Annotated in this window: 15 protein-coding genes; 11 read left to right on the plus strand and 4 right to left on the minus strand. The window is 66.7% G+C overall.

All coding sequences use genetic code 11. From position 1 onward, the window contains the following. Positions 1-79: 79 nt before the first annotated feature. The 4 genes from ACJ7C5_RS00435 to ACJ7C5_RS00450 all read right to left on the minus strand — a co-directional run bounded on the left by ACJ7C5_RS00435 (position 80) and on the right by ACJ7C5_RS00450 (position 7,645). Positions 80-370 carry a DUF6959 family protein gene (locus ACJ7C5_RS00435; protein ID WP_019659952.1) on the minus strand — a complete coding sequence of 97 codons (291 nt, stop codon included), beginning with the start codon at positions 368-370 and terminating at the stop codon, positions 80-82. A 121-nt stretch (positions 371-491) separates the two neighbouring features. Continuing rightward, positions 492-1,328: an OmpA family protein gene (locus tag ACJ7C5_RS00440; RefSeq protein ID WP_097047794.1), complete on the minus strand. Its 837-nt coding sequence runs from the start codon at positions 1,326-1,328 to the stop codon at positions 492-494. A 61-nt stretch (positions 1,329-1,389) separates the two neighbouring features. Next, positions 1,390-6,429, minus strand: a complete 5,040-nt coding sequence (locus ACJ7C5_RS00445; RefSeq protein WP_412702756.1) for a YadA-like family protein — start codon at positions 6,427-6,429, stop codon at positions 1,390-1,392. Between the two features lie 235 nt (positions 6,430-6,664). Next, the gene (locus ACJ7C5_RS00450) at positions 6,665-7,645 is read right to left on the minus strand and encodes an AraC family transcriptional regulator (protein ID WP_412702757.1); all 981 of its coding nucleotides are present in this window, start codon (positions 7,643-7,645) and stop codon (positions 6,665-6,667) included. Positions 7,646-8,337: 692 nt separating this feature from the next. Between ACJ7C5_RS00450 and ACJ7C5_RS00455 the strand changes: the two genes are divergently transcribed. The 11 genes from ACJ7C5_RS00455 (at position 8,338) to ACJ7C5_RS00505 (ending at position 17,908) form a co-directional block, all read left to right on the plus strand. After that, positions 8,338-8,529: a Flp family type IVb pilin gene (locus ACJ7C5_RS00455; RefSeq protein WP_088026268.1), complete on the plus strand. Its 192-nt coding sequence runs from the start codon at positions 8,338-8,340 to the stop codon at positions 8,527-8,529. A gap of 69 nt (positions 8,530-8,598) precedes the next feature. Continuing rightward, complete coding sequence (locus tag ACJ7C5_RS00460; RefSeq protein WP_412702758.1) at positions 8,599-9,144, plus strand: A24 family peptidase; 546 nt, start codon at positions 8,599-8,601, stop codon at positions 9,142-9,144. Next, the gene (locus ACJ7C5_RS00465; protein WP_088026270.1) at positions 9,141-9,617 is read left to right on the plus strand and encodes a TadE/TadG family type IV pilus assembly protein; all 477 of its coding nucleotides are present in this window, start codon (positions 9,141-9,143) and stop codon (positions 9,615-9,617) included. Before ACJ7C5_RS00460 ends, ACJ7C5_RS00465 begins: the two co-directional genes overlap by 4 nt. 23 nt (positions 9,618-9,640) lie before the next feature. After that, positions 9,641-10,675, plus strand: coding sequence for a Flp pilus assembly protein CpaB (cpaB, locus tag ACJ7C5_RS00470; RefSeq protein WP_097047798.1), 1,035 nt, complete (start codon positions 9,641-9,643; stop codon positions 10,673-10,675). Positions 10,676-10,693: 18 nt separating this feature from the next. After that, entirely contained in the window at positions 10,694-12,052 is a 1,359-nt protein-coding gene (locus ACJ7C5_RS00475; RefSeq protein WP_412702759.1) for a type II and III secretion system protein family protein, read from the plus strand. 72 nt (positions 12,053-12,124) lie between these two features. Further along, a complete protein-coding gene (locus tag ACJ7C5_RS00480; protein ID WP_254919688.1) occupies positions 12,125-13,336 on the plus strand; it encodes a CpaE/TadZ family protein in 1,212 nt (403 codons plus the stop codon). Further along, positions 13,321-14,670, plus strand: coding sequence for a TadA family conjugal transfer-associated ATPase (locus ACJ7C5_RS00485; RefSeq protein ID WP_412702760.1), 1,350 nt, complete (start codon positions 13,321-13,323; stop codon positions 14,668-14,670). Before ACJ7C5_RS00480 ends, ACJ7C5_RS00485 begins: the two co-directional genes overlap by 16 nt. A 2-nt stretch (positions 14,671-14,672) precedes the next feature. Next, positions 14,673-15,629: a type II secretion system F family protein gene (locus ACJ7C5_RS00490; protein WP_088026275.1), complete on the plus strand. Its 957-nt coding sequence runs from the start codon at positions 14,673-14,675 to the stop codon at positions 15,627-15,629. Between the two features lie 28 nt (positions 15,630-15,657). Beyond that, positions 15,658-16,596: a type II secretion system F family protein gene (locus ACJ7C5_RS00495; RefSeq protein ID WP_412702761.1), complete on the plus strand. Its 939-nt coding sequence runs from the start codon at positions 15,658-15,660 to the stop codon at positions 16,594-16,596. Beyond that, positions 16,596-17,468: a tetratricopeptide repeat protein gene (locus tag ACJ7C5_RS00500; protein ID WP_412702762.1), complete on the plus strand. Its 873-nt coding sequence runs from the start codon at positions 16,596-16,598 to the stop codon at positions 17,466-17,468. The genes ACJ7C5_RS00495 and ACJ7C5_RS00500 overlap by 1 nt, the downstream gene beginning before the upstream one ends. Beyond that, positions 17,465-17,908 carry a DUF3613 domain-containing protein gene (locus tag ACJ7C5_RS00505; RefSeq protein ID WP_412702763.1) on the plus strand — a complete coding sequence of 148 codons (444 nt, stop codon included), beginning with the start codon at positions 17,465-17,467 and terminating at the stop codon, positions 17,906-17,908. Before ACJ7C5_RS00500 ends, ACJ7C5_RS00505 begins: the two co-directional genes overlap by 4 nt. Positions 17,909-17,910 lie beyond the last annotated feature (2 nt).

The raw sequence follows: 17,910 nt of genomic DNA on the forward strand, positions 1-17,910 counted from the left end.
AAAGGGGACGGAGGGGATTAAGTCGTTCTTGCCCAGGCTGTGCCGGAAACGACTTGATCCCCTCCGTCCCCTTTTTCTTCTACAGCGCCTCGCCAGCGTCTGCCAGACGCGACTCGATCAGCGCATACCACTGCTGCAGCACGTCGATCAGCATGTCCAGTTCGGCGTCGGTGCGCTGCGCGCGGCCGCTGCGCAGGCAGGCCTGGGCTTCCTGCAGCTGGGCCAGGAACCCTGCCACGGTATCGGCCTGCAGGATCAACCCCGGCAGGCGCCGCCCGGGAATGCGCACCACCGCGTGGTTGCCAAGCTGGCCGTACACACTCAGTGTGGTTTCCGTCTTCATGGAAAGAGGCAGGAATTGGGCGTTCATCGCGTGCACCATGGAAAACCTGAGCCGCCGGCAGGCGTGATCAACGGGGGAGACGTAACCACGTCCTGCCGACGGTCAGGGGGGACTCGGGATGCCGGGGCCCTGCCCCGGCGCAGGAAACTCAGCGTGGCTGCGCTACCCCGGCGATCTGCACCCGCCGGTTCGGTGCCAGGCAGGCGATCAGTTCGCGACGATTGCGCTGGTCGCACTGCACGACAGGCTCCGCCGCGCCACGTCCTTCGGCACTGATGCTGGCAGCAGGCACTCCACCCTGCACAAGCGCCATGCGCACCGCTTCGGCACGTCGCTGCGACAGCGTCTGGTTATAGCTGGCACTGCCAATGCGATCGGTGTAGCCGGTCACCCGGATCGACTGCACCTGCGCAGCCTCGCGTACCTGCGCCAGGATGCCCTGCACCGCCTGCTGGCCCTCAGCGCTGAGTACCGCACTGTCGAAGCCGAACAGCGCATCGGCGGACAGCCGCAGCGGCTGCTCCGGCAACGGCGCCGGTGCGGGCGGGGCCGGCGGCCGCGGCGGCTCCAGCACCGCCGCACATGATTCAGGCTTCCAGTAGCCGCCCTGGGCGATGCCCTTGTTGTCGAATCGCACCTGGAACTGGCAGGTGAAATACTCCGCGCCCTGCGCAGTGCGGAAGTTGAACAGGTAGTTCCACTCGCGCACGCCCCACATGCCTTCGTTGAAGTGCGGCGTACCCAGCAGCGTGTACAGCTGGCGCTTGCTCATGCCCGGCGCGAAGCGGCGCAGGTCGGCGACGTCGGGATAGATGCCTTCCTTCAGCGAGGCCTTGGAGGCCTCCGGGAAGTGCACGGCGGTGGCTTCGGCAGGACCCTCGGCGGCCGGCGCATGGCTGCGGCAGGCGGCCAGCAGTCCCATCCCCAAAGCCAGGCCCAGCATGGCGGCCATCTGGCCGCTACGGGCGATGCGATGCTGTTTCATGTCATTCCCCCTATGGACGTTTCCGCGCTGCCGGGCCGCGGTTGCGGCCCGGCGGCGGCGATCACCACTGGATACCGGCACCCACGGCCACACCGGCCTCGCCACGGCTGTTGGTCGAACCGCTGAACTTGTAGATCCAGCGCCCCCCCTCGGAGACACCGGAGATACCGACCGCCACGCCCGACTCGCCGTTGTAGCTGCCGGCGGCGACCGAAGCCATGCTGCGGCCTGCTTCGCTGGGCTGCGGCAGGGCTGCGGTGGCCATCGCCGACGCGATACCGGCCGAGGCGCGGTTGTCGGTCTTGCGCAGGTCGCGCTCGAAGCCGCCCATGCGCTCGTCGGTATAGGCCTTGGACCAGTCCAGGGTCTGCGCCATGCCCGACTTCAGCTGGTCCACGTTGACCGCGTCGGTACCGGCGGTGCCGGCGGCGACGTTGCGCACCGTGGTCGGGCCGCTGTTGGTGCTGCCCAGCGTGACACTGTTGTAGTTGGTCGCACCGTTCACCGTAGTGTCGTAACGGATCGTGCCCTGCTGCGAGGCCTGCAGCTGGCGCACGTTGACCGCATCGGTGGCCTGCGAGCCGTCGGCCACGTTGACCACCTGGCGTTCGGCACCGGCCGCACCGACCGAGACCGTGTTGGCCCGGTTCGCCACCGAACCCGCACCCAGCGCCACCGAGTTGTCGGCCTGTGCCTGCGAACCATTGCCCAGCGCGGTGGAGTTGGCACCGGCCGCGGTCGAGCCTGCACCACCGGCGGCCGAGTTGGCGCCGCTGGCGGACGGATCGGCCAGGTTGTTGGTGTTGTTGGCACGGAAGCTGCCGGCCACGTTGGTGATGTTCTGGATCTTCTGGTCGGTGTACTTCTTCGATTCGTCGATGGCGTAGTTCACGCCGTTCTTCAGCTGGCCGACATTGGTTGCGTCGTACGTATCGGAACCGTCGGCGACATGGGTGATCTTGCGCTCGCTGCCGGTGCTGCCGACCGAAACCTCACCGGCCGAGTTGCTGGCGCCGGTCTGCCCATACGCGCCGGTGTAGCCACTCTGTGCACCGACGCTGGCCACCGAACCGGCACCCAGCGCCACGCTGTTGCCGGCACTGGCGCTGGCGCCGTTGCCAACCGCCACACTGTTGGCACCGGCCGCACTGGCCTGCGGGCCGACCGCCACCGCCTCTGCGCCGGCAGCCGTTGCGGGCGCTGCGGTCGAGTTCACTGCCAGGTAGGCACTGCCACCGCTATTGTTGGTGATGCGTTGGTTGAGGACCTTCAGCGAGCCGTCCACCGCAGTAAAGGCGGCAGTGACATTGTTGTAGTCGCCGCTGGTGAAGGTGCCGTCGGTGGCGATGCTGGAGATGCTGAACTTCGGCGCAGTCCACACGTTGGTGGTGCCGTTGTACGCGGTGGTGCCGCCGAAGTAATTGGCGATGGTGCTGTTCGTGCTGAACAGCTGGTCGCCGGTGATGGCATCACTGCTGCCGGCCAGGATGCTGCCGGCGGCGACGTTGGTGATCTTCACCGCGCCGGTGCCGGTACCCGTCAGCGTCACGCTGTTGAGCACGTTGCCACTGCCATCGACGTCGTACTTCACGGCCAGCTTGTCGATCTCACCGGTCTGGTCGGCGACGTTGGCCAGCGAGTTGCTGACCGCATCGAAGGCAGTGCCGACGTCGTTGTAGCTGCCCTTGGTGATGGTGCCGTTGGCCGCGACGTTGTTGATCGAGTAGGTCGGTGCGGTCAACACGCCGCTGGCGTTGACCGCAGCGCCACCACCAAGATGAGTGGCCACCGCCTGGTTGGCCGCAAACAGCTGGGCACCGTTGATGGCTTCGCTGCTGGTGGCACTCACCTGACCCGGGCCAAGGTTGCGCAACGTGGTGGCGGTACCGGTCTGGCCGAGCGTGGCGCTGGCGTAGTTGACGCTGCCATCGCCGTTGAGGTCATAGCGCAGGGCACCCTGTTCCGAGGCCTGCAGCTGGCCGACGTTGACCGCATCGGTGGCGGCCGTACCCGCTGCCAGGTTGGTGACCTGGCGCTCGGCACCGGCGGCACCGATGGACACGCTGTTGGCACGATCGGCCAGGCTGCCGGCACCCACCGCGATGCTGTTGGCAGCGGTGGCGCGGGCATTGGTGCCGACTGCAATCGAGTCGGTGCCACTGGCCAGGGCCTCGGTACCGGTCGAGTTCACCCGCAGGTACTTGGTGCCACCGTTACGGATGTCGGTGATCTGCGTGTTGAGGTTGACCAGCGAGCCGTCCACCGCGGCGAATGCATCGGTGGCATTCTCATACAGGCCCTTGGCAATGGCGCCGCCGGTGGAGATGGTGCTGATCTCGAACAGCGGCGCGGTGAAGGCGCCACTGGCCGGATCAAACGCTGCACGGCCGCCAAAGAAGCTGGCGATGGCGGCGTTGGTCGCGGCCAGCTGGCCGCCGTTGACCGCCTCCAGACTGCCGGCGGTGACCGCGCCGCCGGCCAGGTTGCCGATGGTGGTGGTGCCGGTGCCCGCGCCAAGCGTGACACGACGGTAGTTCGGATTGCCGGCGCCATCCAGGTCGTAGGTCACTGCGGCATCGGCCACGCCGTTGATCAGGCTGATCGCACCCTTCAACTGCGCCACGTTGACCGCGTCGGTGTTGACGCTACCGGCAGCGACGTTGGTGATCTGGCGCTCGCCACCACCGGCGGTGCCCACCGACACTTCACCGGCGGAGACCTGCGGTGCAGTGAGCCCGTAAGCGGTGTAGCTGGCCTGGGCGCCGCGCAGCGCGGCCGAGCGATAGCCCAGTGCAACCGAATTGGCCTGGTTCGAGGTCGCCTCGGCACCGAGCAGGGTCTGCCCGTTGGCCGTACCCACTGCACTGTCGCCGACGATCACCGAATGACCCATGCGTGCCGCGTAGTCAGCGGTCGGCACACCGGTCGGATTGCTCGGGTCATTGGTACCGGCGCCCGGGAAGGCCACATTGGCGTCGACCTTCGGCAGTTCGTGCCGTGCATTGGCACCGATCACCACTTCCTTCGAACCGTTGGCGAAAGCGCCGTCACCCATCAGCACCTGGTAGTCCTGCGCGGCGTTGACGGCCCAGCAGGAGATGTCGGCCAGGGCGATGTCCAGGCATTTGGCGGCCCACGCCGGCGAGTCCTTCGGCAGCAGCAGGCCCAGCAGGCCACCCGGATTTCCGTTGTTGATGTTGTAGATGTAGCTGTCGGAGGTGACGCCACCAATCAGGGTCAGGTGCGAGCTGCCGCCGGTGACGGCGCCACCGAGGCCATTGAGGGTGCTGCCGACCGGCGACAGGTTGACCAACGGCAGGCCGAGCACGTTGACCGTCGAGTAGGTCTGCATCACGTTGGCGTTGCTGAGCTTGAGGTTGCCGTTGCTCAGGTAGCCGTTGCCACCAAACAGGCTGGTGGTGGTCGGGCCGATCAGCTGACCGACGTTGCCAACCAGCCCGCCGGTGCCGATGATCAAACCCGCATTCGGGTCGGCCGCCGCCGGCGCCTTCGGACTGGTCGGCGGAATCGCCGAGGGCTTGGTCAGGCCGAGGCCGCTCAGCGTGCCACCGACCAGGCCACCCACGGCACTCCCGAGATTGCCGATGGTGCCATTGAGGTTGCCGTTGAGCAGGTTGCCCACGGCACCGCCGACGTTGCCCAGCGTGTTGCCCAGCAGGCCGCCGAGGCCGCCGGTGCTGCCGCCGGTCGCGCCGTTGAGCACACCGCCAACGGTGCTGCCCACTGCACCCACGGTATTGTTGAGCGTGCCGCCCACGGCACCGCCAACGGCACCGACGCTGCCAACCGCACCGTTGAGCGCACCGCCGACTGTGCTGCCGACCGAGCCGACCGTGCCGTTGAGCGCACCACCCACGGTGCCGCCGACTGCACCCACCGTGCCAACCGCACCGTTGAGCGCGCCGCCGACTGTGCTGCCGACCGAACCGACCGTGCCATTGAGTGCGCCGTCTACGGCTCCGCCAACCGTACCAACGGCGCCATTGAGCGTGCTGCCCACTGCGCTGCCTACCGTTCCAACCGTGCCGTGCAAGGCGCCGCCGACCGCACTAACCGTGTTGCCTACCGTGCCATCAAGCACGCCACCCACGGCGCCACCTGCCGCGCCGACAACGCCGCCCACCAGGCCACCGACGCCCAGCGCACTGTTCTGCGCTGCCACGGTCGCTTGGCCGGCCAGCTTCAGATTGCGGTCGGCTACGACTTCCTGGCCATCCGGCGCCTGCACGCGCACTTTGCCGGCAACACCGGTATCGAAGGCTGCGGTGATCGCACGATCGTGGGTTTCGCCCGGCAGCTCCTCCTTGGCCGGCAGCGTCACCGCTGCCGCCGCCTTGACCTGTCCCTGACCATCGATCTGGTGGCCCGCCAGCTTCAGCTGCGAATCCACCTTGCCGTCAACCGACGCCTTGAGGCCGGACAGCGAGCCAGCAACAGCGGCAGCCGCCTTGGCACCGGTATCGACCGAGGCCACCTGGGTACCGGCGACGCCAACCCTGGCCTTCGCCTGCGCATCCGCAGCCACACCGAGCGACCCATGCGCAGACGGTGCAACGTTGGCCGCCAGCGATGCATCAATCTTCGCCACATTGGACGCCGCATGACCCAGCCCGACATTGGCACGGACATCGGCCCCCAGCGTCGGAACGGCGACCTGCTTCGGCGCGGTGTTCGCACCCAGCTTCACCTGCACCGTCGCCGGCAGCACGTCGCGCACCACAGGCAACGCGTTGGTGCTCAGCTGCAGGCCGACACGCGCATCAGCGCTGATTGCCGTTGTGCTCTGCGCCTGACGCGAGGCGGCCGCCAATGCCACTTCGGCATCGACCTTGACCGGCATCGGCTGCGCGTACTTGGCTGCGAGCGCCTGCAGGTCACGTAGAGACTGATTGGACTCGGATGCTCCTGCATGCCCGCTGGCCAGCACGCACAGCAGGGCCAGGGCCAGGGCGGTGGGCATCAGCAGGGCGCTGCGCGGGTCGCGGGCAGCGCTGCCGCCGCTATCGCCGGTGGCCAGTTCCGAGGCCACAACCAGAGCATTGAGCTGGCGGTTCCATACACGCCGGTAGATGCGGTTCATGAGCATTTCCCCCGTAGGCGAACAACTGGAATGTCAGTGGACTTGCCGTTAGGCAGGTGACTGACATTTCAGCGTTTGCAACGGCGGCTGCGCACTTCATTCCGGCACGGCAATCGCGCATTCCGGCAAATCCACGGTCGGAATCGGCAGCCGGTTATGCAGAAGCGGCAACCATATCGGCAAGCGGATATGCAATTCCGGCAGAAACGACCGGGAAACCCTTGAGGCGCTTGGCTCAGGCCGGCTGGCCGATCTGCGCGGGCGCGCGCATCAGCGTGTCACGCGGGAGTTCACCGAACACCTTGCGGTAGTTGTCGGCGAAGCGTGACAGGTCCCAGAGGCCGCAGCTGAGGGCAATCGCCTTGACCGAGCGACGGCTGGAATCGGCCATTGAAAGGCTGCGGCAGGCCGCGCACAGGCGCAGCATCGACAGGTAACGATTGGGCGATGTACCGAACAGATCCTCGAAGGCGTAGCGCAGCCCACGCTCACTGACGCCAGCGGCATCGCAGATCTCATTCATGTAGATATTGCGGCGCAGGTTGAGCCGCATGAAATTCTCTGCCCGCTGCGCGATCAGATAATGGGTGCGCCGTGCACGGCTGCATCCAGGCCGATCTGCAGCACCGGCGCCGAGCAGGGCCTGCACGTGTTCGTGCAGCAGCTTCTCGGTTTCTTCCGGTTGCAGGCTCGCCCCCTGCCCCAGTTGCAGGTGCAGCTGCTGGTAATGCTGTGCAAGAGGAGTGGTTTCGCTGGCGACATTGAACAACGACAACGCCTGGCCTGCCGGCGGCGTACTGCGAAGGCTCAACTCGGTCAGTTTTCGCTGCACCCGCGCAACCGGCACCAGCATCAGCGTCATGTGCGTACCCGGACTCAGCGTGAACTCGCTGATGCCTTCCGGCATCACCGTCAACGCCATGCCGGGGGTAAGCGGTACACCGTGGCACCAGCTCAGCGTTTCATCCGTTGCGTGCAGATAGCCCAGCATCGCCCAGTCCGGCGGCAGCATGAAACGGCCACGACAGTGGAATCCACAGCTGATGCTGCAGAACAAGGCCTCTTCATGCACGCGCGAAGCGAAGGCCGCCCGGGGGCCATTGCCATCGAGCAGAAGCAGCTCGACATCGCACACACGAAGTACGCCGCTCAGCGTCGCCAGGTCGATCGACCGCAGGCCGCTGTCGTCGCTGTCTTCTACCCCACCATCGACCATGACAGTGTCGTCCCCCGTTTATCCGTCGTGCGATGCGGCCCCCACTGCCTGACAGGGCAAGCACCTCTCATGGAATTGCTTCCATCTCCGGGACGAGCGACGCCGCCAACGACGTGCTCGCCCCATAAAGAAACGCGAATACTTGAATGCGAGTATGCCCGATAATCTACGAGGATAAACATCCCTCGCAACTTGAATAAGATGGATACAGACGTGAACGGAAAGTTGTCGCGTTTGGCACGGTTTTCGCATGCGCCGGAGCCTGGAATCACATTATCTGCACGTCGATGAATCGTTTTGCCCGGGAACGGATTTTCGTCACAGAAACCGACTGAAGTTTTAAGGTCCAACGAATTTCTGCCGAATTTGCATATAGGTTCCGGTTGCAGCCGGCCGCCATTCAGGCAAAGTCGATAACACGGTGATCCGGCCATCCAGCGATGGCCTCACCCAGGGGGACAGCATGACCATGCACGTATCGCACGATGTTTCGACCACCGGCCTTTGGCCGCGGGGTCGTCGTTGCGCGAACGACGTCCCGCCTGGAAACGATCACCCCGCTTGAGCACAGCGGGTCCATCCCGCCGTGCCTCCTCCGCCAGGACGTGCGGAGGCCCACGGACGATCCCGGCGGAGCCGGGCCACCGCCCAACAGGTGTCCTGCAGCAGACAGGTTGAGGGAGACGAAGGTCATGAACGCATCGATCCGCAAGTTCCTGAAGGAAGAAGATGGCGTAACCGCCCTGGAGTACGGGTTGCTGGCCGCTGTGATCGCCGGTGTCCTGATCGCACTGGGCGACACGCAGATCAAGGAGTTCTTCAAAACGCTCTTCGATAATCTCACCAAGCTTGCCAACAAGGCCTCAGGCACCACACCTGCCTGAGCCGCATCCCAGGTTGGATGAGGAACAGCAACTGCTGACCGTCCACTGACGGACGATGGAGTGTGTGTAATGACACTGCTGGGATTGTTGGCCATCGGTGTGTGCCTGCGGATCGCGATCAGCGATCTGTACGCCCGTCGGGTGCCCAATGCCTGGCTGCTGTCTGCAAGCGCGATCACCATTGTCGTGCTCATCGCCGGCCAGTTCAGTGCGCCGCGCCTGCCGTGGAGCTCCCACGTTGCCGGCGCGGCGCTCGGCCTGGTCGCATTGCTGCCCTTCTATGCGCTGCGCTGGATGGGCGCCGGCGATGTCAAATTTTTTTCGGTACTGGGGTTGATGCTGGGCTGGCAGGCGCTGCTGCCGATCTGGATCGCGGCCAGCATCGCAGCCGGCGCACATGCAGCGGTGGTGCTGGTGTCACGCCGGTTGGGTCCAGTACTGCCCATCGGCCTGCAGGCGCAGATGATCCGGGCGAGTTCGCAATGGCATTCACACCCGGCGCTGCGCGGGATGCAAAGCGCCCGCCAGGGACGCCAAGGCATTCCCTACGCGGCCTACCTGGCAATGGCAGCCATCGGTTGGATCCTCTTCCGTACGTACGGAGGCCTGACATGAACATCCATCGTCCAAGGTTGCAACGAGGCGTGGTCAGCATTGAATTTGCGCTGATGCTGATGCTGGGCCTGCTGCCACTGCTGCTGTTCACTTTCTCCGGCGTGATGATCATGGCGGCTCAGCAGACGCTGGCAACCGCCTCGGCCGAGGGTGCGCGCGCGTCGCTGCGCTACGGCACTGCCAATGAACGCCGTACAGCGGCCTGCGTTGCGGCACGCAGTTCGATGCAGTGGCTGCTGAACTTCTCGGGTCAGCCCGTCGACTGCAGCAATGGGGGAAGCAACGCCATCACGGTATCCGCGCAGGCGCCCTGCGCCGGCCTCGCCACGGTCCAGTGCATGACCGTGACGGTCAGCTACGACTACGCCAGCCACCCCTTCCTGCCCGGCACCGCCACGCTCTACAAGTGGGTGATGCAGGCTCCCATCCGCAGCGTCGCCGTCGCCCAGCTCGACCTCGGCAGCGGCAACTGACGAACACTCAAGGAGACGGTTCCATGCTCAAGTTGACCCGCATCGCTGCCGTCGCCCTGATCGGGCTGGCCGTGCTGCTGGCCTTGGTTGCCTTGATGATCGGGCGCAAGTCAGCAGCGCCCGCCTCGGTTGCCCCGGTTGTGCACAGCGAGGCCCAGTCAATCACGGTGGTCGAAGCCGTGGCGCGCCTGCCGGCCGGCGAACCGATCAGCGCCAATGGCGTGCGCCTCGCACAGCGAAGCGCGCCGGTTGCCGGTGCCGCCACCAGCATGTCCGCGGTCGTCGGCAAGGTGCCGGTGCAGGATATCGCTGAAGGCACGGCGATCAGTGCTGGCAGTCTCGCACAGGGTTTTTCGCTGCAGCTGCGCGCGGGCGAGCGCGCGCTGGCCGTGCCGGTCGACGAACTGGTGGGCGCCGGCAACCGTATCCTGCCGGGTGACTTCGTCGACGTGTTCCTCAACCTTCGCAACGCCCAGCCCAACGTCAACAGCCCGGGCGAAGCCGCGCAGACCCGCCTGCTGCTGTCGCGCCTGAGGGTGCTCAGCTATGGCCAGCAGGACATTGCCCCTGCCAGCGATGCTGCGGTGGCCAGCAGTGAGGCCGACACCCGCAACGATCCACGCGCCGCCGACATCACCGGCAGCAGCAGCCAGAGCACAGGCAGCGAGACGACCCAACCCGCACGCAGCGCGGTCCTGGCGGTACCGGTGGCCGATGCCAACCGCCTGCTGCTGGGTGCGCAGCAGGGCAAGCTGTTTCTGGCCCTGCGCAACCCTGCCGATTCCGGCCAGCCCGATCTGGCGCTGTTCCCGCAGGCACGCGGGGTGATCGATCCGCTGCGCGGCCTGGATGCAGAACAGCAACTTGCGCTGCAACGGCCAGAAAATCACGCGTTCGCCGGCATCGACGGCGATGCATTGGCCGGCCGCAGCAACGCGCCCGCCCGCAGCAACCCGGACGCGCCGGCCCGCGCGCCGGCGCCACGACGCAGCGTGCCACGCGCGTCGGGTATCGAGATCATCCGCGGTGACAGCTCCGCCCCTCGTGGTTCCCTTTGACCTGCATCGAGCGCATCCATGACCGAACGTCGCCACCGTCCACGCCCCTCCCCCCGCCAGCGCTGGCTGGCCCTGCTGCTGGTGCTGCTGGCACCGGCGACGAGCGTGGCTGCCGACGACCTGGTACTGCAGGCACGTGAACAGCGCCCCTGGACCCTGCCGGGCGATCTGGAGCGGGTCGCCATTGCCGATCCGGGCGTGGCCGATATCGTGATGCTGCGCGGCCAGCGCCAGGCGCTGCTGGTCGGCAAGGCACCGGGTACCACCACGCTGCTGCTCTGGCATCGCAAGCAGACCGAGCCACAGCGCCTGCAGGTACGGGTACAGAGCGCGGTGCAGGGCGCCGCCGATGCAGGGGCGAACGGACTGGTGTTCACCCAGCAGGACAACCAGGGCCTGCTGCAGGGACGCACTGACAGTGTGCTGTCGCACATGCAGGAGCAGAAGCCCGCCGCCATGGCGCTGGGCAAGGATGGCATGCTCGCCGATGCCTCCACCGTCAACAGCGGCGGCGTGGTCCAGGTCGAGGTCAAGGTGGTCGAGTTCAACAAGACCGCGCTGAAGCAGATCGGCATCAGCTTCCAGAACCGAAATGGCAACTTCGCCTATGGTTTCGCGCGTCCCGGCGGCCAGCTGCCGGGCAATACCGGCATCCTGCCAGGCATGAAGGAGGGCAACTCCGGCAATGAAGCCGAGTCGCCAATCTCGTCTGCGTTCCGTCTGGTGTTCGGCTCGACCAAGGGCCTGTGGAACGCCGATGTCGACCTGCTGCAGAGCAACGGCATGGCGCGCGTGCTGGCCGAGCCCACCCTGGTTGCGCTGTCCGGTCAGAGTGCCAGCTTCCTGGCCGGTGGCGAGCTGCCCATCCTGGAGCCACAGGGGCTGGGCACCACCACCATTACCTACAAGCCATTCGGTATCGGCCTGACCGTGACCCCGACGGTGCTGTCGCCCAACCGCATCGCGCTGAAGGTGGCGCCGGAAGCCAGCGACCTGGACTACAGCAATGCCATCGCGCTCAACGGCGTACAGATTCCCTCGATCACCACCCGCCGCGCCGACACCACGGTCGAGCTCGGCGACGGCGAGAGCTTCGTGATTGGCGGCCTGGTCAGCTCGAACGTCGTCTCCAATGTCGGCAAGATCCCCCTGCTGGGCGACCTGCCGATCATCGGCTCATTCTTCCGCAACTTCGATTACAAGCGCCAGGACAAGGAGCTGGTGATCATCGTCACGCCACGGCTGGTGCAGCCGCTGGCACGCAACACCGAGCTGCCACTGCCTGGTGAGCGCGAGGCCAAGCCGAACCTGCCCGAATGGGGTGCGTGGCTGCTTGGCCCGATCAGCCAGGACCCGGTGCCCGGCTTCTCACGCTGATTCCATGATGCCTGCGATACCACGCCCATGCCCTACGCCACCGCCCAGCCGCTGCATCCGCAAGGACCACCGATGAATCTGGTCCTGTACGGAATGGATCGCGAACTGCTGCCCCGGCTGGCGGCCAAGCTGCCGCCGACCACCACCCTGCACTGGCAGGACAGCAGCACACCGACCTCCGCCCAGGACCTGCAACGCGGGCCACAGAGCCTGGTGCTGCTCGACTTCCGTCCCGAACATGCCGCCGCCTCCAGCCTGCTTGCACAGCAACTGCAGCAGACCGAGCCGGACCTGATGCTGGTTGCGGTCGGCGCCACCAGCGCCGGCCAGGTGGAAGGCGTGGTGATGGCCCTGCGCGTGGGACTGCGTGATGTCCTGGACCTGGACAGCGACAATACCGGCATCGAAGCAGCGCTGCGCCGGGCGCTGTCGCCACGACCAGCCGCCGCCGCACAGCATGCGCACAAGGCACGATTGATCGTACTGCTGGGCGTACGTGCCGGCGTCGGCACCAGTACCCTGGCCGCACACCTGTCGGTGCTGGCGCAACAGACGCGCGCACTGGCCCAGGGCGAAGCGCTGCAGCAGGACGGCCTGCTGATGGAGCTGGCACAGCCCTCCGGCGATCTGGCGCTGTACCTCAACCTGGACAGCCGCTTCCACTACGAAGACGCGCTGCGCAATGCCAGCCGCATCGATGCCACCCTCGCCCGCACCGCGATGGCACGTCACGATTCCGGGCTGGTGCTGCTGGACCGCGCCAGCGGCAGCGATGCGGTGCCACCGTCCGATCCCGGCGCATTGCTGCAGCGCCTGCGCGGCGTGTTTGCCAGTGTTCTGTGCGATGCCGGTGGCTGTCCGTTGCGGCAGCTGCCACCACTGCTGCTCGACCAGGCGGACGAAATCTGGCTGGTCACCGACGCGTCGATCGCCACCCTGGTGTCGCTCGACCAGGCCCTGAAGCACCTGGCCGGGCAGCGCGAGCGCGAGAAGCGCCTGCAGCTGGTGATCAACCGCCACGACGACAGCAGCGGCATGAGCCCGGAGCAGATCGCGCGCCGCTTCGAAGTGCCGCTGCTGGCCACGCTGCCTGAACGTCCGCGTGTGCGCCTTGCCGCCAGCCAGGGTCACCTGCTGTTGCAGGATGCACCGCGCGACCCCTACCTGCGTGCCCTCGCCCCGCTCGTTTCGCGCCTGGATCCGGCCGCCTGCCCGGTCCAGGCCCAGGGACTGCGGGAAAGACTCTCCCTTGCCCTGGGTGGATCGCAATGGAAGACAAGGTAACCCCGTTCCCGCATGCCGCCACCCGCCCGGTGCTGCCCGACGGCCCGCCGGGGCACGTGCCGTTCGCGCAGACCGAGCAGTACCAGAAGGTGCTGTCGGCGGCGCATGAGCACCTGCTCAACAGCATCGAGGACGAGCGCATTGACATCGACTCCTGGGCCTCGGACACCATCGCCCGGTGGGTGCAGGTGCAGACCGTGGGCTTCATCCAGGAATGGCGAATCCCGATCAACGAGGAAGAGATGCAGGTGGTTGCCGAAGGTCTGGTCAAGGAACTGACCGGATTCGGCCCGCTCGACGATCTGCTGCACGATCCGTCCATCGAAGACATCCTGATCAACGGCTTCAAGGACGTGCATGTCTCGCAGGGCGGCCAGCTCAAGCGCGCCACCCAACGCTTCACCGACGATACCCACCTGCTGCGCATCCTGCGCCGCATCCTGGCCCCGCTCGGGCGTCGCCTGGATGACTCCAATCCGATGGTCGACGCGCGTCTGCCCAACGGCGGTCGCCTCAACGCGATCATCTCGCCGCTGGCGGTGGACGGACCGATGGTGTCCATCCGCAAGTTCCGCAAGGATCCGTTCACGCCCGACGAGCTGCTGGCCAAGGGCACCTTCGATGCGCCGATGCAGGCACTGCTGAAGGCGATGGTGCTGGGCCGCTGCAACATCCTGGTCTCCGGTGGTACCAGCTCCGGCAAAACCTCCCTGCTCAACGCACTGGCCAGTTACGTGCCCCCGAACGAGCGCGTGATCACCGTCGAGGACACCGCCGAACTGTCGCTCAACCATCCGCACGTGGTGCGCCTGGAGAGCCGCATCGGCGGCGCCGAAGGCCAGGGTGCGGTCAGCATCCGTGACCTGGTCCGCAACAGCCTGCGCATGCGCCCGGACCGCATCGTGGTCGGCGAAGTACGTGGCGCCGAGGTGCTGGAGATGCTGCAGGCGATGAACACCGGCCATGACGGATCGATGGCCACCATCCATGCCAACTCGCCGCGTGACTGCCTGTACCGCATCGAGATGCTGGCCGGCTTCGCCGGCTTCCAGGGCAGCGAGGACAGCCTGCGCCGGCAGATCGCCAGTGCCATCGATTTCATCGTGCAGATCTCTCGACTGGGCAGCGGCCGTCGTGTACTGGTCTCTATCACCGAGATCACCGGCGTCAGCGACAACCTGATCACCACCCAGGAAATGTTCCGCCACGAGCTGCAGATCGACGGCAACGGCAAAGAGACGGATCGCTGGATCGGGCTGGGCTTCCATCCGCACTCGCATAAGCTGGAGCCGTTCCGCCAGCAGCTGCGCGAGTCGCTGTACGGAGACTTCTGAACATGGGCACCGGCCTGCTGCTGGGCATGTTGAGCATCATCTCGGTGCTGCTGGCGCTGGCGGTCTGGCTGTGGGGTACGGCCAGCAGCCGCGAACAACGTCAGGCATCGCTGCAACATGCCGAGCAGCAACTCGCACGAGGAAGTGCAAGCAGTGGAGCACCCGCCGGGCCATCCGTCGCCGCTGCCAACGATCCGGCGCGAACGGCCGGCGGCACGCGCCGTGTGCTGCCGCTGGATGGCCTGCTGCAGCGTGCGGGCCTGCAGACGGGCTGGAAGCTTCCGATCATGCTGCTGGTGCCTGGACTGGCGCTTTCGGTCGTGGCGATGCTGCGGCTCGGCACCGCATGGATGCTCCCGCTGACCTTGCTGCTGTACCTGCTGGGCTGCTGGCTGTGGGTGATGCGGCGCACTTCGAAACTGCGCGCCCAGCTGCTGCATATGCTTCCCGACTTCCTGGACAACCTGGTACGGCTGACCGCACTGGGCAACAGCCTGCAGGCCGCGTTCCAGGTCGCGTCGATGCAGACCAGCGCGCCGCTGCGCGGCCTGCTGGATACCACGGTGCGCTACGCGCGCAGCGGCATGGACCTGGACAGGGCGCTGGCGCTGGCCGCACAGCCCTACCGGATGGACGTACTGAAAGTGCTGTCAGTGGTGATCGGCGTCAGCGTACGCATCGGTGGCCGCTCCGACCAGATCCTGCAGCGCATGGGTGATTTCATGCGCGACCTGGAACAGGCCCAGCAGGAACTGGCCGCAACCACCTCCGAAACCCGCATGTCGGCCTGGGTCCTCGGCCTGCTGCCACCGGCCTGCGCGGTGCTGATGGCGATCGCCAGCCCGGACTTCTTCCAGCCGGTGCTGCATGATCCGCTCGGCCACAAGATCCTGCTGATTGCACTGGGCCTGGAGCTTGTCGGTGGCTTCCTGCTGTATCGCCTGGCCAAGTCGCTATGAACCACCCCCGCCCCTCCGGAGACGACCGATGAGCGCCAGCGCGTGGTTCGCCCTCTCCCTGCTGGTGCTGGCCGCCGGTGTCGCCCTGCTCGGTATCGGCGGCTGGGTACGCAGTCATCGTGAGCACCGTACATCGGCCACGTTGAAGACCGCCCTGCAACCGCGGGAAGACGCCCGTGACGGCGAAGCGGCGCCGCAGCGCGACTCTCTGGGCTGGCTGGAGCGCTTCGGCCGGGCACTCAGCGGCGGTCGTCTGGAGGCCGCGTTGCTGACCAACGAAGACCGCCTGCTGCTGGACCTGGCCGGCTGGAACACCCGCCGCGGCACGGCCATCTACCTCGGCCTGCGCCTGCTGCTGGCCGTGCTGGTACTGGCACTGGTGCTGACATTCAGCAGCGTCACAGGGCTGGCCAGGATCATGGTGATCATCGGCGCGTTTGCTGCCGGCCTGTTGCTGCCCAAGTTCATCCTGTCCGCCTGGGTGAAGCGACGCAGGCGCGCCGTCGAGAACGAATTGCCGTTGCTGATCGATCTGCTGCGCCTGCTGCAGGGCGTGGGCTTCAGCATGGACCAGAGCCTGCAGACGCTGGGCGACAAGCTGCGCGATGCACTGCCTGTACTCGGTGGCGAGCTGCAGGAGGCCAACGTCGCCTACACCCACGGCCGCACCCGCGCGCAGTCGCTGCGGCGCCTGAGCGAAGTCTATGCCGACGATGACCTGACCAGCCTGATGCAGTTGATCCTGCAGGTGCACGCTCACGGCGGCGCGGTGCAGGAACCGCTACGGCAGTTCAGCATCCGGCTGCGCGAACAGCGCCGTAACACCCTGAAGGAAAAGGTCGGCAAGCTCTCGGTGAAGATGACCGTGGTGATGATGTTGACCCTGCTGCCAGCGCTGATGCTGGTCCTTGCCGGTCCGGCGCTGGTTGCGCTGGCCACCACCATGTCCAAGATGGGATCGCCCTGATGCCTGCCCTGCGCACCTCCTGCCTGTTGCTTGCCCTCGCCGCCGTCGCCAGCGGCTGTGCGTCCACCACGCCGAAGTACCTGCGGGCGCCCAGCCTGGCCGCACCCGAACCGGCACCGCAGGACAGCCGCAATGCCTACCTGGAGCTGATCGCGCGCATGCAGCTGCAGGGTGCCTGGTATGCCTCGCTGGCCCATGTGGATGCCTTCCGTCAGCGCTACGGCGACCCACCGGCGCTACGACTGCTGCAGGCCGACGCACTACGCGAGACCGGGCAGGCCGATGCCGCCATCGCCTTGTACCGCGATCTTTCCAGCGGCCCGCAGGCGGCAGCCGCCGCGCACGGCCTGGGCCTGATCGCCGCACGTCGTGATGACGATGCAGGCAGTGAACAGGCACTGGCGCGGGCCACGCAGCTGCAACCCTTGAATACCGATTATCTGGGCGACCTCGGCTACGCACGCCTGCGTGCCGGACAGTTCGATCAGGCACGTGAGCCGCTGGCCAAGGCCCTGGAGCTGTCCCCGGGCAACGCCAAGGCCACTGCCAACCTCGCCCTGTGGGCCGTATTGCGCGGCGACACCGCCACCGCCGAGCGCCTGGCCCAGCAGGCCAGCCTCAACGAGGACACCCTGCGCAGCATCCAGCAGCAGGCCACCCAGATCCGCACCCGCCTGCAGCAACGACAGGCAGCTGCAGCAGTGGTCGCCCCCGCGCCTGCCCGCACCGTCGCTGCCCCCACGGTCAGCGCTGCACGGCTGGCCGTCGAGCCGCGTCGCCAGACACGCGATGAGCGCGACCCGCAGCGCCTGCCGCCTTCGATGCTGGAACGCTTCAGCGCCTCCGATCACCCGAACGGGAACACACCATGACCGCGACGCACCTGACCCGACGCCTGTTGCCTGTGCTGGCCTGCCTGTCGTTTGCAGGCGCCGCGCAGGCGCAGCAACAGCCGCTGACCGGGCAGATGCTCGGCGGCAGCAGCCCTGCACCGGCCTCGCAACCGTTGCAGTCCGAGGCGCTGACGACGGTGGATCTGTCCGCGCCCGCACCGCCGGCACCGGCGGCGATCGCCGCCACTGATGCCGCGACACCAGTGGTCCGCCCTGTACGCAGCCAGATCGGCGATACCGCCCGCGGCCTGTTCCGCCTGCAGGCATCGGGCCAGCAGGCCGGGCAACGCCTGCCGATCCTTGGCGACCAGGCCACGTTGAGCTATGCCCGCTACATCAAGAGTTTCGAACACGAGATCCCGGACTTCTTTGAAACCGATGTCGCCAAGTCCAAGGGAACATCCTCATCCGGACGCTGAGG

Source organism: Nocardiopsis yanglingensis, assembly GCF_045809185.1.
Taxonomy (GTDB): Bacteria; Pseudomonadota; Gammaproteobacteria; order Xanthomonadales; family Xanthomonadaceae; genus Stenotrophomonas; species Stenotrophomonas yanglingensis.